Below are 14,435 nucleotides of genomic sequence, written 5' to 3'. Positions count from 1 at the left end.
AAGAATTACGTTTAAGCTTTTTTAAATCGTGCTTGTATTTTTTCTATTAGAGTAAAGAGAATTTCATCCTTTGTTAAGAAAAGGATAAGAGCATATGTTAATCCGCATGCTACCATGACTAGGAGAACTTGTAGTATTTGTCCAGATACGAACATACGAATAACGAATGCTATTGGTACAAATGTTAGTGAATAAAATAGATATTTAAGTTTTTGCATATCAAATAATGTATAATTCACTTTTAATTTCTTTTTAACATAAATATATTCAAGTACAATTAATAAACTGTTAGCAATTGTAGTTGTGAAAATTGCTGTCGCTGGTGTAAGCACATGGAAGAATATTAGTGCAATATTAGATGCTAGGTTAATAAACCCGCAAATGAATAAGAAGCGTACTAAAATACCTTCCTTCTTTTTAACATAAATAATTTGATTCGATAAAATCGATTCAATACCAACTGTAATCATATAGAAAGCGAACACAATTAATGTATTACCAGCCCCAGCAAATTCTGATCCACCATAAATGACAACAGCTCCGTGAGCAATGAGCATTAAACCAATTGCGGCGGGAAATAGGGTAATAAAATACACTTTTGAAATTTTGTTTAACAAAGATTCATACTCACTTTCAGATGCATTTCCTGATAAGTAAGAAAGCCGTGGAATCGTTACTTGTACAACGCTTAACATAAGTGTATTAATAATGGTCATAATTTGAAAAGCCATAACGTAGTAAGCGACCTCTGCTTTTCCGGCGTATTCACCTAACACAAGACGATCTAATTGTGTATATAAAATATTAGCATTTGAAAAAATGACGACTAATAGCAATGGTTTTAAATGCGGGATAATGGTTAAGTTAGAAAAATCAAACTTAACTTGGCGTTTCACATATACAAAGCTAATAGAATGATTTAAAAATGTTGATAGTGCTAATAAACCTGCGAATGTTTTATAATCATCCACTCCATGAACTAGGCAGAAAAGCAGTACAACATAAATTAGTCGAACAATAACTGTTTTTTTAGTGATGAAGTCATAATTTTCATACGCTTCATTGAACCATTCCACATAAAATAGATTGGAAATAAAATTGAAGCCAAAAATAAGAAGAACAGGAAATAAGCTTTCATTTCCATATCCAATATAACTAAAGGCTAAAAAAGCACATAAAGCTAAAAGGCTAGTTGTAACATTAATTACATAGAGACTTGTGAATAATTGAGAAACTTTCTTTTTATCATTTTTAATTAAGCTAACTTCACGTAAGCCATATTGATATACACCAAAAACCGCGAATATGAAAAAGTAATTAAAAATAGTTTCAGCAAAGTTAACAGTTCCCATTGAATTGGCTCCTAGCATGCGGTATGCGTATGGACCAACTAAGATGGGAAGTATAATGTTAAACGTATTGAGTAGTATTTTATAAAAAACATTTGAAACAATAGACTTTTGCATAGTTTCACCTTTCCATTAAAGTAATACAATTTAATTAAAATGCGTTTTATATTAAAGTTTTTAAGTAGGGATAATTACTTCAACTAAAATGAAATTGTTTTTCGCTGGTAAAGAATAATGATCGTTTTTTATTGTATTTTGATATAGTAAAAAACAAGGCGTTTTCTACACAACTTGCAAATTTTTAAATTAGTTTGCTGACCGCCCGTATAAGTGTACCTTACATAAACTTTGTAAAGCAACTATTCCTCGATTAGAAGCGAGTTATAAATAGAACTTTATACACTAGAAAAAGTTAATATTGAAATAGCCTAGCCAAGATATGTATAAAAATATTACATAGTATTTGTGAAAAGACGTAGAGATTGTATGAGAGACTTGAACTGTTTATAAAGAAATGAGCGAATACAATTTAGTTATCCGCTCAGAAGGTATTTTCGATATTGAAATTTTATACACTCCAAGGCTTATTTAAAGTTAATACCTCAGCCATTTCTTTGCTTTTTAAACGTCCTTTTTTTCGGGTCTCAGCACGTTCGGAACCAGTTTTATGCAACCAATGTTCTTCCTCAGTTTCTGGTAATACTTGAGGTACAGAAGAAGGTTTTCCATCTTGTAATGCTACGAATGTAATAAAGCAAGTAGCAGCGATACGGCGTTCTCCCTCTAATAAATTTTCTGCAATTATTTTTACGAAGACTTCCATAGATGATTTCCCAGTATAGCAAACAAATGCCTCATAACAAACAGAGTCAGCTTGATGAATAGGTGTTAAAAAATCAACAGAATCAATGGATGCTGTCACACAATGCTTGCGACTATGCCTTGCTGCTGCAATAGAAGCAATACTATCAATTTCAGCCAATAATTTGCCACCAAATAATGTTTGATGGTTGTTTAAATCATTTGGAAAAACACGTGTTGTTTTAATTGCTTTTGATTCTCTCATAAATTTCTTTTCCATATATTCAGCCCCTAGTGTACATTTTCAATCAGAGTGACATGTTCTTTATGACATAAAAGGAAGGTTAGTTCCTATTTGATTTTACCGGGTATTTAAACAAGTAAAATGTATGAGTAGAGGAGTAATAATACTTTTGAAAGTATATTCATGTAACTGAAAGAAAATTTATTTTGTCTAAAGTGTAGTGTAAAAGAGGATTCGCTTACATTGCAAGTGAAAAAGTAATGACTATATATTTGTCATAGAAATTCCCTATCAGCCGTGTACCTATTCATGATAGAATCGTTTTGTTATGAATGGAGATAGAGGTGCAATGGACATATGAATCATATACAAACAAATTTTTCGTCTTTTTTCAGTAAAATAATGATTGGTGCGATGCTCGCATTTTTTGTTTATAGTTGTTGGTCAGCGTTTGAAACAAGTAAGCAATTTTTTGGAGGAAGTACAACGAGTGTAACAATCGTATTGGCAATTTTCGTCATCCTCATATTGTTAGTGGCATCAATTTTACAATATCGTTTTACAGATAAACAATTTTTTATTTTTCTTATGAGCGTATCTATAGTTGTGAGAGTTAGTATGGTTTTATTTGTAGATGTTCCGATCATCGGTGATATGAAAGCGATGTATGAGTCTGCAAAGCAGATTGCAATTGGCAATAATATAGAGAATGTAACACAGTTACCCTTTATCATTTATGAATCGATAGTTATTCGTATATTTGGTGATACGGTATTTGTTTTACAGTTATTTAATATTTTGTTCTGTACAGGAACTGCATTTTTAATTTATCGTATTGCCGCTATGGTTTTTGGGGAAGAATGTGGTCGCATTGCGTCCGTATTTTACGCTTTATATATTCCAAATATATTTATGAGTTCCTTATTAGCGCCTGAGTCGCTCGCAATATGCTTATTTTATTTTGCTTGTTACATACTTTTATATAAAGGATTAGATCATCCTTATATGTGGGTGCTTTCAGCGACATTATTTGCATTTAGCAATATGCTGTTCCCAATGGGGTTATTTCTTCCTATTTTTATTGCGGTATATGTGTTGTTAATTGAATTGTTTCAATCCGCAACGAAACAAAAAATACTATTAAAGATGATAGGGATGCTTATTCTATTTTATAGTGTTCATTTTGGCGTGAGTTACGGAATTAAGACGATGGGAATGTCACAATATACGATTTCGAATGAGACGTATGTTCAATCGGTTTTAATCGGTAAAAATCAAAAAGAGGAAAAAATACCGGGAAATCAAACTGTAATAGAACATATTGATCAAAAGTTAAAAGAGATTGAGAGTGAAAGATTTAAACTGCTAAAACCAGTAATGAATCAGTTTTCAGATGAGGGGATAAATTCTATCCTATTCAAATGTGAAAAGCTGATATATATAGCAATAACATTATTCATGGCTATAGCTTTATTACATTTCCTTATTAAGAAACAAAAGAATGAAGGATACATGTTGTTCTTATTGTTGATTAGCGGATATGTATTGCTAAAAATCTTTCAAGTAGATATGGCATACTATAATATTATTATGCCAGCATTGTTTATTTTACAAAGCTTTGGTGTCTATATGAGTTATGTATATTGTCAAAAAATATTTTTTAGAAAATAAAAAGAATCCAAAATGGATTCTTTTTTTATTGTTAGATGATGAAAAATCGTTATTAATATAAGCTTGGCCTTATCGGTTTAGTTCTAGTTGTAGACTATCAGCTGTTAGAGCCATTTTTGAAGAATCGTCTTGAATGCCCTTCATTACTTGCGAAATAGCTTCTAATTCATTTTCAATTTTTTTATTCTGTTCTTTCGAATTAGACATATCTTTTACGATTTCATGGAAGTATTGATCTGTCGCGTACATACTATCAGTTCCTTCAGATACGAGAGAACTAATTTGTTTTACAGAAGAAGAAACATGAATAATCTGTTCATTTGTTTTTTCAACGAGTTTTGTAACGTTGGAGATCGATTCTTTCGTTTGCTCTGATAATTTTCGGATTTCTCCAGCTACAACAGAAAAACCTTTGCCAAACTCTCCAGCACGTGCAGATTCAATAGCAGCGTTTAGTGCTAGTAAATTTGTTTGCTCTGCAATTGATTTAACGATATCTATGATTTCGTTAATTTTGTTAGAAATATTGAGAAGTTCATGAGTATCTGTAATGATAGTTTCCATATTTGTTTGAATATATCCCATTCGTTTGTTTTGCTGATTTAATTGTTCTTTACCTTTATTAGCTTTTTCTTCTGATGTTGTTGCTAATGATGTACCGGTTTTGGCAATCTCTACAATAGTTTCGGATTTAGCAGTTAATTTTTGAATAGAAGAGCTTGTTTTTTCAGATACAGCTGCTAGTTCATTTGCAATATGTGTAATTGTCATAGCCGTTATTTCTTTTTCTTTTTCATGTTCTTTTTGAATTTGTTCATACTCAGATTCATAAGCTGCAAGAACAAGCTCTTGTTCAAGTGTGAATAATTTGTTTATTACATTTATAGAATATGAAAAATCATCGATTATTGTAATCTTTGTTTGTAAAATCTTTATGATGGAACGGAATAATTCTTGATAGGCAGCCGTATACCATTTTCTATGTAAGCCAATTTGAACATGTCTTTTGGCAATTCTGACACGTTGTTCAATAAAATCTTCGTGCATATCTCCACTGAATAATTCTTTAATATGTGTTTTTAAAGTTTGTTTTAGTTTTGGAATAGAGCTGTAACGTTCAATAATAGTAATTAAATTAGGTTGTTTTGTAATATTGGCATAGAATTTTTCTGTAATCCAATCTATTTCCTCATAAATAAAGGGCTGTAGTACTTTTACAATTTGTAAATCTTCCTTTGAAATATGTAGCATATCCATTTGAATCCTTAATTCGGAATTAGCAGGTACGTTAAAGGTTATTTGTTGTGCCTTACTTAATTCGATTATACTGGTGTTTGTTTTATGATTATGTTTTTTAAAAACCCCAAGCATCGTTCTTCCCCCTGTTTGTGAAGCGTTTTCATTTTTGTTTCTAATATAATTATATATTTTTATATTCAATTACTCTATATTTGTGTATAGAATAGTATATAAATTAAGAGAATTCTATGTAGAATTCTCTTAATGACCTTTATTAATTTTAGCATGTGTTTTAAAGAAAACAGGGAAATGTACATTATATATTACAGTGACGACACGAATAATGAATGTTACTAATAAACAAACATAGAAAGCTAATACGTGCGCCCCCATTGCATGTGTGATTAAGAAGCTAATTGCTCCTAATATAGAAGCGATTGCGTAAATTTCTTTTCGGAATACGTAAGGGATATCTTGGGCGCATATATCACGCAAAATACCGCCTCCAATCCCCGTAATGACTCCCATTGAAACAACTAAAAATGAGGCATCAACATGATGTGACATTGCCGCATTTGCACCAATGGCTGTAAAAACACCTAAGCCAACAGCATCAGAAAGCATAATAACGACTTGAAGTTTATTGATACGCTCAAAAAACATACAAGTAAATAGTGCTGATAATACGCTTACGAAAAAGTAAATAGGTTTTACAAATGCGACAGGAGGCAGGTTACCGATCATAATATCACGAATAATACCGCCGCCGAGCGCAGTAGCTACAGCTAAACAAAGGACACCGAATAAATCTAAATCTTTTTTTAAACCAACTAATGTACCAGAAATAGCAGCGGCGATAATGCCAAGAAACGTAAATATGTCGATTAATAACATGGCTGTAATCCCTTCCTCCTAAAGATGTTCCAGAGAAAAAATATACACTAAAGTTATGTAAATAACAATGCATTTTCGTTACATGTAGAAAAAAAGAAAAAATAAGGAAGGAAAGCGTTTGAAAATGCAAATTTACTTTTTTTATGAGGTAAGGTTGGATAGAAATGTGAGACGTTTAATTAAAAAATATATGTTATAATACATATTTGAGATGAGAAAAATAATAATAATTGTATAGAGTGAATTTAGGTATAAGTTATGGAGGTTCTAGATGTTAAGGGAAAATAGTACAAGTAATAAATTTGAAAATTTTCTATTAATCTTTATTTTGTTGCAACCCATTTTAGATTTGCTTACAGCATTCTGTATAATGGTTTTAAAAATTGATACGACTATTGGAGTTATTACACGTTTATTCGTTATGCTTCTAGGTGGAATATATATTTTAATTCAAACAAAGAAGAGAGAGAGTATAAAATATATATCGTATATAATTCTAGTTGGAATTATTTTCACTATTGGGTTAATAAATAATAAATTTACAAAGAACCCTATGGTGTTTACAGAAGAAGTTAAGTTTATAGCAAAAGCTTTATATCCGTTTGTTATGCTTACTTGTTATGTGTTTGTTTTTAAATCTTTAAAAGAAAAAAGACATTCAAAAATGCTTGAATATATTACGTATGCATCGTTAATCATAGGAATAGTAATGGTAGTTTCGATTGCAACGGGAACAGATTACAATAGTTATACGTGGTTGAAATTGGGGTCTCGTGGTTGGTTTTATGCAGGTAACGAGCTAGGATCTATTTTAGCCATCATGTGCCCAATTGTTATTTTATATTCAATTGAAAAAACAAAAAGTATAGGTAAAGTATATTATTGGATTCCTTCAGTTTTAGTTGTCTATTCACTATTTGCAATTGGAACGAAGGTTGGTGTAGGAGCCATCTTTGTGGCAATGGCTATTGCAGTTGTTATGTGCTTTATCCAGGCATATACACAGCGTAAAGATGGAAAGAAAAATGTCTATTTATTAAATGGTTTTATTGCAATGACTGTTTTTGTAGGCATAATGGCATATACACCTTTTTCGCCATTCATGAAAAACATGGGATTCCATTTCCAATTTATTGAACAGCAACAGAGTGCGAAAAATGAAGAGAGAAAGAAAGAGGAAGCGAAAGAGCATAAACCTCCAGTGACAGAGAAAGAAAAGGAACAAGAAAAAGAAAGAGAGAAAGAAAAAGAGAAAGAAAAAGTAGCTGAGAAAAAGGAAGAAACTCAAGCTATTATTTTTAGTGGACGTCAAATATTCGAGCAAATGTATAAAGATTTTTATAAGGAAGCCCCAATGTCTCAAAAATTATTAGGTATGGGTTATGCTGGTAACTATAAAGCAGATCCGAAATTAATTGAACGTGATTTTCATGATTGGTTCTATTCATTCGGAATTATAGGATTTATTTTACTGGTAGTTCCGTTCGTATACTTTGGTATTAAATTCATCGCATGTGTATTTACTAAGTTTAAACAAATATTTACAGTAAGGTACGCAATGGTAATTGCAGCAATCCTGTTAGGATTAGGTATCTCATTTATCGCGGGGCATATTTTAATGGCACCTGGAGTAAGTTTTTACTTAGTATTACTCATGGCATATTTAATAGTTGACTTGGAAATTGAATGATAGAAAAATAAAAGCTAGCATATGTTAGCTTTTATTTTTGTTATAGTAAATAAAAATAAAAATGGAGGATGTAAGAAATGAAAGTGTTGCATATTAATGCTGGTGCAGAAGAAGGTGGGGGGAAAACACATATTATTTCACTCTTATCTCAGTTTCCACAGAAAGAAGTGGAATTAATGGTATTTGAAGAAGGGGCGATTGCTAGAGAAGCGAGGAACCTTGGTATTCAAGTACATGTTTTTACTCAGTCATCTCGGTACGACCTATCAATTCTTTCAAAAATAAAATCATTTATTAATGAAAATCAATTTGACATTGTGCATACACATGGCGCACGAGCGAATTTCTACCTCTCCCTCTTGAAAAAAGGTATAAAAGCGAAATGGATAATGACCGTTCATAGTGATCCAACCTTAGATTTTATGAAGGGGGGATTAAAAGGATGGGTATTTACGAAATTAAATTTACGTTCTTTCAAGAAGGTAGATTTGTTTTTTGCAATTACGGAAAACTTTAAGGAAAATATAATAAAGCTTGGGGTATCAGAAGAGAAAATTTGTACAATTTATAATGGAATTGAGTATGATAATATTCCAGCAAAGGCTTATGATAAGAGTGAATTTGGTATCGATGAAGGAGTATTTACAGCGATCCAAGTAGCTCGTCTTCATCCTGTTAAAGGACATAGTATTTTATTTGAAGCGTTACAAAAAATTAAAATCCAAAATATAAAGATACTTTTGCTTGGTGATGGACCTATAGAAGCAGAATTAAAAGCGATGGTGAAACAAAAAAACTTAGAGGATAAGGTGATTTTTCTAGGTTTTCGTACAGATTCAAAAGAATTATATGCATCTGCACACATTAATTTGTTAACTTCTTATAGTGAAAGTTTCCCTCTTGTTTTATTAGAAGCAGCTAATCAACGCTTAACATCTATTGCAACAAATGTGGGGGATATGAGAAAGCTAATAGTTGATGATACATATGGATGGATTGTACCGATTGGTGATGCAGATTCGTTAGCAAAATCATTAGAAAATGCTTATGAAAAGTGGTTGAATGGGGAATTAGAAGAGATGGGAAATCGTTTATATGATTACGCATCTACTCATTTCTCGCTAAAGAATTTGTATGAAGATACTCGTAGTGCATATAAAAAACTTTTATTGAAATAGAGAGGATATTTAATTATGGCAGTACAAACAGTTGATATTCTAGGCGTTCCTTTCTCTACAATGACAATGGATGAAACAGTCCAATATTTAAAGGAACAACTAGAATCGGAGCAAAATGATACCTTTCAGGTAGTAACAGCGAATCCTGAAATTGTTATGTGTGCAAAAAAGGATGAAAAGTTCCATAAAACATTATTAAATACAGATTTAATTACACCTGATGGTATTGGGGTTGTAAAAGCAAGTGGTATGCTTGGTACACCTGTAAAAGAGCGTGTAGCAGGTTTTGATTTAATGTGTAATTTGTTTGCGAAGTTATCAGAAGAGAATAAACCAGTATCCGTTTTCTTATTAGGAGCAAAACCACATGTTGTACAAGCTGCAGCGGATCATTTAAAGAAGACATATTCAGCTGTATCTATTGTTGGTACGCAAGATGGGTATTTTAAGCAAGAAGAAGAAGAGAATATCGTTTCTCGTATTCAAGAAGCAAAACCAGATCTACTACTTGTTGCACTTGGTTTCCCAAGACAAGAGAACTTTATCCAAAACAATAAGCATCGTTTAGAAACGAAAATGGCTGTTGGAGTAGGTGGAAGTTTAGACGTATGGGCGGGAGAGGTAAAACGCGCACCAAAGTGGATTCAAGCGATTCATTTAGAGTGGTTTTACAGGTTATGTAGTAATCCAACACGCTGGCGTCGTCAGTTAGTATTAGCGGAATTTTTAAAAGAAGTAATGCGTTCAAAAAAGTAGCGAAATCTCGCTACTTTTTTTTGTTGATTTTTGATAAATATTTTAAATTTTGGGAATGATGAAGGAGAATTTTTTACACGAAAGTATTTTACTTATGTAATTCACACATGTAAAATGATGTGTAAAGACACCTGTGTGAGGAGGACTTCTTGTGGGCAAGGTAAAAGAAATTTCGAAGCGAAAGCTACTTGGCATAGCGGGGCTTGGATGGCTATTTGATGCAATGGATGTTGGAATGCTTTCATTTGTAATGGTGGCACTCCAAAAAGATTGGGGATTAAGTACGCAAGAAATGGGATGGATAGGTAGTATTAATTCAATTGGTATGGCAGTAGGAGCGCTCCTTTTTGGGATACTATCGGATAAAATAGGCCGAAAATCAGTCTTTATTATTACATTATTACTATTTTCTATCGGTAGTGGTTTAACTGCTTTAACGACGACACTCGCGATGTTCCTCGTTTTAAGATTTTTAATTGGTATGGGGCTTGGCGGTGAGCTTCCGGTTGCCTCCACACTAGTATCAGAGAGTGTTGAAGCACATGAACGAGGTAAAATAGTTGTGCTATTAGAAAGTTTTTGGGCAGGTGGCTGGCTAATTGCAGCTCTTATCTCATATTTCGTTATTCCGAAATATGGTTGGGAAGTTGCGATGGTGTTGAGTGCGGTTCCGGCACTATATGCTTTATATTTAAGATGGAATTTACCAGATTCTCCGAGATTTGAAAAGGTCGAAAAAAGACCGTCTGTTATCGAAAATATAAAGTCAGTTTGGTCTGGAGAATATCGTAAAGCTACAATTATGTTATGGATTTTATGGTTTTGTGTTGTCTTTTCCTATTATGGAATGTTCCTTTGGTTACCTAGTGTAATGGTATTAAAAGGATTTAGTTTAATAAAAAGTTTCCAGTACGTACTTATTATGACATTAGCTCAACTTCCAGGGTATTTCACAGCCGCTTGGTTTATTGAACGTCTTGGGCGAAAGTTTGTTTTAGTTACGTATTTAATCGGTACAGCGTGCAGTGCCTACTTGTTTGGAGTTGCAGATTCATTAACAGTTTTAATCGTGGCAGGCATGTTACTATCCTTCTTTAATTTAGGTGCTTGGGGGGCATTATACGCTTATACACCTGAACAGTATCCGACAGCTATTCGTGGTACAGGTGCAGGAATGGCGGCCGCATTTGGCCGTATTGGTGGTATTATTGGCCCGTTATTAGTAGGCTATTTAGTTGCTGCACAAGCTTCACTTTCGCTAATATTTACGATCTTCTGTGGATCAATTTTAATTGGAGCACTTGCTGTAGTTATACTTGGGCAAGAAACGAAGCAACGAGAATTAGTGTAAAAGGAGAGGGGGAACCGAGGTGGTTTCCTTTTTTCTGTTTTTTTAGATAAATAATGGTATAGTAAGAAAAAGGGATTGTTTCTTATTAAAGAGAATGTATACAACAGGACATACGGACAAAGGAATTAGGTGGTTGGATAAATGAAAATTTTACTTATCATGGAAGAGGCAGAAGAGCGAAGGAAATTAGTTGAGAACTTTACTGAGAATATTCGAAATATAGAATGTTTTGAAGCAAATACAGGAACAGAATCTTTGTTAATAATGAAAAAACATACACCAGATTTTGTTTTTTTAAGTTCGCAATTAATAGATGGTACTGGTTTTGAATATGCGAGTTTATTACGAGAAGTAAATTGCTATACGAAATTTATTTTTATGGGTGAGGATATAGAAGAATCCATTACAGCATTTCGTTTTCAAGCATTTTATTATTTATTACGACCATTTCGTGAAGAAGATTTACAATTTCTTTTATATAGAATGGGTAAAGAGCAAGGAGAGAGAGCAAAGAGTTATTTGCGAAAACTACCGATAGAAGGTCAAGAGGGAATTAGATATGTTTTCCCAGAAGATATTGTATATGTGAGTAAAAATAAGGAGAATAAGACGGTTTCAATTTATACAACAAATAATCAGTATATTTCAACATATACACTTCAGGAATTGGAAAATAAACTAAATGTATATGATTTTTTACGTGTGCATAAAAGCTATTTAATTAATATGTCATATGTACAAGAACTGAAACCATATTATAACGGCACGTATAATTTATATTTAGACAGGTATGATGAGCAACCGATTCCAGTCAGCCGTAATTATGTAAAGCGCCTTCGAAATAAAATTGAATTATAGTAGGTAATGAGAGTATTTTAACATGATAAACTAAAAATCCTTCATGATAAGGAGGATTCAACTTAAATATTCAGAAAATTTAGTACAATCTCCACTAAGAAGTAGTATTGGGGGGATTGTATGTGAAGACGTTGAAGTCGATTTTACTTTGGGGGGTTATTACGGCAGTAGGAGCAGGTGCTTTTGGTGTAATAGCTTTATCACAAGGTGAAACTATTAATGCTGTGTGGCTCTTAGTAGCTGCAGTATGTGTGTATGCAGTTGCTTATCGATTTTATAGTAGATTTATAGCGAGAAAGGTTTTTGATTTAGATAATAATCGGCAAACGCCAGCCCATACATTGAATGATGGAAAAGATTATGTTCCGACAAATAAGTGGGTATTATTCGGGCATCACTTTGCAGCAATTGCTGGGGCAGGGCCTTTAGTAGGACCTATTTTGGCAGCACAGATGGGATATTTACCAGGGACAATTTGGATTATTGTCGGGGTAGTAGTCGCTGGAGCTGTACAAGATTTTGTAATTTTATTTGCTTCGATGAGACGTAATGGTAAATCGTTAGGTGAAATGATTAAAGATGAGATAGGCCCTGTGACTGGGCTCATTGCCATGATAGGTATTTTAGGCATTATGATTATTTTATTAGCAGTATTAGCATTAGTTGTAGTAAAGGCACTTATCGGAAGCCCTTGGGGAATGTTTACGATAGCGGCAACGATTCCTATCGCTATTTTAATGGGAGTATACATGCGCTACATTAGACCTGGCCGGGTTGGTGAAGGATCGGTAATTGGTATTATTCTACTTATTCTATCTCTTATTGGAGGTCAGTATGTAGCTGAAAACCCAACGCTTGCAAGTATGTTTACGTTTAGTGGTGAAACAATTGCTATTATGCTTATCGTATATGGATTTATTGCATCGGCATTACCAGTTTGGATGCTTTTGGCACCGCGTGATTATTTAAGTACATTTTTAAAAGTAGGGACAATTGTTGGATTGGCAATCGGTATTTTAATTGTAGCACCAGATTTACAAATGCCAGCAGTTTCAAAATTTATCGATGGAACAGGCCCTGTTTTCTCAGGTAACTTATTCCCGTTCTTATTTATTACGATTGCCTGTGGGGCGGTGTCTGGATTCCATGCGCTTGTTTCATCTGGTACGACGCCAAAAATGATTGAGCAAGAGGGGCATGCACAGCCAATCGGTTATGGAGCAATGTTGATGGAGTCGTTTGTAGCAGCGATGGCTATGATTGCGGCTTGTGTATTAACACCAGGAACTTATTTTGCAATTAACAGTCCGGCAGCACTTATCGGTACGGATGTATCTCAGGCGGCCCAAGTTATTTCTTCATGGGGATTTGCTATTACACCAAATGAATTAAAAGATCTTGCTGTAAACGTTGGAGAACAAACGATTTTATCACGTACAGGTGGCGCACCAACGTTAGCGATAGGTATGGCATATATTTTCTCACAAGTAATAGGTGGGACCGCAATGATGGCATTTTGGTATCATTTTGCCATTCTTTTTGAAGCACTATTTATTTTAACAACGATTGATGCAGGAACGCGTGTCGGTCGCTTTATGATTCAAGATATTTTAGGACATGTATATAAGCCGTTTGCGAAAACAGATTCTACATTAGCGAATGTAATAGCTACAACGTTATGTGTATTAGGCTGGGGATATTTCTTATACCAAGGAGTAATAGATCCACTTGGTGGAATTAATACATTATGGCCGTTGTTCGGTATTGCAAACCAAATGTTAGCAGGTATTGCATTATTACTTGGGACGACAATTTTATTCAAAATGGGGAAAAAGGTATATGTTTGGGTGACACTTATCCCGACTGTCGGATTGTTAATTGTAACAATGACAGCTGGTTATCAAAAGCTATTTCATGAAAATCCAAAAATAGGATTTCTATCTCATGCAAAGGTGTTTCAGGGAGCATTAGATGAGGGGAAAGTGTTAGCTCCAGCTAAAAATGTCGCTCAAATGAAACAAATTATTTTTAATGATTATATCGATGCCGCACTTTGTGGGATTTTTATGATAGTTGTAATCGCCGTATTAATTTCTGCAATTCGAATTTGGATTCAAGTATTAAGAAATAAGCCGATGCCGTTAAAAGAGGCACCATATATTCCTAGGGATGAAAGTGAGTCGAGGAATTATGCTTAAAAAACTACGGCAAGTATGGGGCAAAAGGAAACACTTTATTAGTTTACTTGTAGGGGTACCAAGTTATGAAGCATATGTGGAGCATATGAAAAAGCATCATCCAGAAGAAGAGATTGTATGTCAGAAGCAATTTTTCGCTGAGGCGCAAGAAGCTAGATTTAATGCGAAAGGCGGCAAGATATCACGTTGTTGTTAATAAAAAAGGG

12 protein-coding genes and 1 pseudogene are annotated in these 14,435 nt (G+C 33.5%); 8 read left to right on the top strand and 5 right to left on the bottom strand.

The features are described from left to right. Positions 1 to 11: 11 nt before the first annotated feature. Positions 12 to 1,466, bottom strand: a complete 1,455-nt coding sequence (locus DPQ31_RS26795) for an oligosaccharide flippase family protein (RefSeq protein ID WP_208731247.1) — start codon at positions 1,464 to 1,466, stop codon at positions 12 to 14. A gap of 451 nt (positions 1,467 to 1,917) precedes the next feature. Beyond that, on the bottom strand, positions 1,918 to 2,430 hold the full coding sequence (locus DPQ31_RS26790) for an acyl-CoA thioesterase (RefSeq protein ID WP_000412115.1): 513 nt from the start codon (positions 2,428 to 2,430) through the stop codon (positions 1,918 to 1,920). Positions 2,431 to 2,751: 321 nt separating this feature from the next. On the opposite strand from DPQ31_RS26790, the gene DPQ31_RS26785 reads away from it, so the two are divergent. Continuing rightward, entirely contained in the window at positions 2,752 to 4,065 is a 1,314-nt protein-coding gene (locus tag DPQ31_RS26785) for an ArnT family glycosyltransferase (protein WP_098710711.1), read from the top strand. 69 nt (positions 4,066 to 4,134) lie between these two features. Here the strand turns inward: DPQ31_RS26785 and DPQ31_RS29885 are convergent, their stop codons facing one another. The 3 genes and pseudogenes from DPQ31_RS29885 to DPQ31_RS26775 form a co-directional block, all read right to left on the bottom strand. Beyond that, on the bottom strand, positions 4,135 to 4,941 hold the full coding sequence (locus DPQ31_RS29885) for a methyl-accepting chemotaxis protein (RefSeq protein WP_370512683.1): 807 nt from the start codon (positions 4,939 to 4,941) through the stop codon (positions 4,135 to 4,137). Next, positions 4,939 to 5,316, bottom strand: a pseudogene (locus DPQ31_RS29880) (protoglobin family protein); the annotation flags it as partial. The pseudogene DPQ31_RS29880 and the gene DPQ31_RS29885, both read right to left, overlap by 3 nt. Before the next feature lie 249 nt (positions 5,317 to 5,565). Continuing rightward, positions 5,566 to 6,198 (bottom strand): trimeric intracellular cation channel family protein, encoded by a 633-nt coding sequence (locus DPQ31_RS26775; RefSeq protein ID WP_000924369.1) that lies wholly within the window; start codon positions 6,196 to 6,198, stop codon positions 5,566 to 5,568. A gap of 271 nt (positions 6,199 to 6,469) precedes the next feature. On the opposite strand from DPQ31_RS26775, the gene DPQ31_RS26770 reads away from it, so the two are divergent. From DPQ31_RS26770 to DPQ31_RS26740, 7 genes are all read left to right on the top strand, one after another. Beyond that, positions 6,470 to 7,888 carry an O-antigen ligase family protein gene (locus tag DPQ31_RS26770; protein WP_097958167.1) on the top strand — a complete coding sequence of 473 codons (1,419 nt, stop codon included), beginning with the start codon at positions 6,470 to 6,472 and terminating at the stop codon, positions 7,886 to 7,888. Positions 7,889 to 7,965: 77 nt separating this feature from the next. Next, entirely contained in the window at positions 7,966 to 9,066 is a 1,101-nt protein-coding gene (locus DPQ31_RS26765) for a glycosyltransferase family 4 protein (protein ID WP_000865928.1), read from the top strand. A 15-nt stretch (positions 9,067 to 9,081) separates the two neighbouring features. Further along, a complete protein-coding gene (locus DPQ31_RS26760) occupies positions 9,082 to 9,822 on the top strand; it encodes a WecB/TagA/CpsF family glycosyltransferase (protein WP_000290755.1) in 741 nt (246 codons plus the stop codon). 151 nt (positions 9,823 to 9,973) lie between these two features. Further along, positions 9,974 to 11,173 (top strand): MFS transporter, encoded by a 1,200-nt coding sequence (locus DPQ31_RS26755; protein ID WP_000521086.1) that lies wholly within the window; start codon positions 9,974 to 9,976, stop codon positions 11,171 to 11,173. 141 nt (positions 11,174 to 11,314) lie between these two features. Beyond that, positions 11,315 to 12,031 carry a LytR/AlgR family response regulator transcription factor gene (locus DPQ31_RS26750; RefSeq protein ID WP_000698261.1) on the top strand — a complete coding sequence of 239 codons (717 nt, stop codon included), beginning with the start codon at positions 11,315 to 11,317 and terminating at the stop codon, positions 12,029 to 12,031. Between the two features lie 122 nt (positions 12,032 to 12,153). Further along, complete coding sequence (gene cstA / locus DPQ31_RS26745; protein ID WP_000854304.1) at positions 12,154 to 14,229, top strand: carbon starvation protein CstA; 2,076 nt, start codon at positions 12,154 to 12,156, stop codon at positions 14,227 to 14,229. Then, positions 14,222 to 14,425: a YbdD/YjiX family protein gene (locus DPQ31_RS26740; RefSeq protein WP_097958230.1), complete on the top strand. Its 204-nt coding sequence runs from the start codon at positions 14,222 to 14,224 to the stop codon at positions 14,423 to 14,425. Before cstA ends, DPQ31_RS26740 begins: the two co-directional genes overlap by 8 nt. The last annotated feature ends 10 nt before the right edge of the window (positions 14,426 to 14,435 follow it).

The organism is Bacillus sp. COPE52 (assembly GCF_003355115.1).
Classification (GTDB): domain Bacteria; phylum Bacillota; class Bacilli; order Bacillales; family Bacillaceae_G; genus Bacillus_A; species Bacillus_A toyonensis.
The sequence above is the reverse complement of the archived record's forward strand: the minus strand, read 5'-3'. Positions and strand labels throughout refer to the sequence as shown.

Coding starts and splice junctions, on each gene's coding strand:
- DPQ31_RS26765 (WP_000865928.1), top strand. CDS start 7,966: ATGAAAGTGTTGCATATTAATGCTGGTGCAGAAGAAGGTGGGGGGAAA.
- DPQ31_RS26790 (WP_000412115.1), bottom strand. CDS start 2,430: ATGGAAAAGAAATTTATGAGAGAATCAAAAGCAATTAAAACAACACGT.
- DPQ31_RS26770 (WP_097958167.1), top strand. CDS start 6,470: ATGTTAAGGGAAAATAGTACAAGTAATAAATTTGAAAATTTTCTATTA.
- DPQ31_RS26795 (WP_208731247.1), bottom strand. CDS start 1,466: ATGCAAAAGTCTATTGTTTCAAATGTTTTTTATAAAATACTACTCAAT.
- DPQ31_RS26750 (WP_000698261.1), top strand. CDS start 11,315: ATGAAAATTTTACTTATCATGGAAGAGGCAGAAGAGCGAAGGAAATTA.
- DPQ31_RS26785 (WP_098710711.1), top strand. CDS start 2,752: ATGAATCATATACAAACAAATTTTTCGTCTTTTTTCAGTAAAATAATG.
- DPQ31_RS26740 (WP_097958230.1), top strand. CDS start 14,222: ATGCTTAAAAAACTACGGCAAGTATGGGGCAAAAGGAAACACTTTATT.
- DPQ31_RS26760 (WP_000290755.1), top strand. CDS start 9,082: ATGGCAGTACAAACAGTTGATATTCTAGGCGTTCCTTTCTCTACAATG.
- DPQ31_RS26775 (WP_000924369.1), bottom strand. CDS start 6,198: ATGTTATTAATCGACATATTTACGTTTCTTGGCATTATCGCCGCTGCT.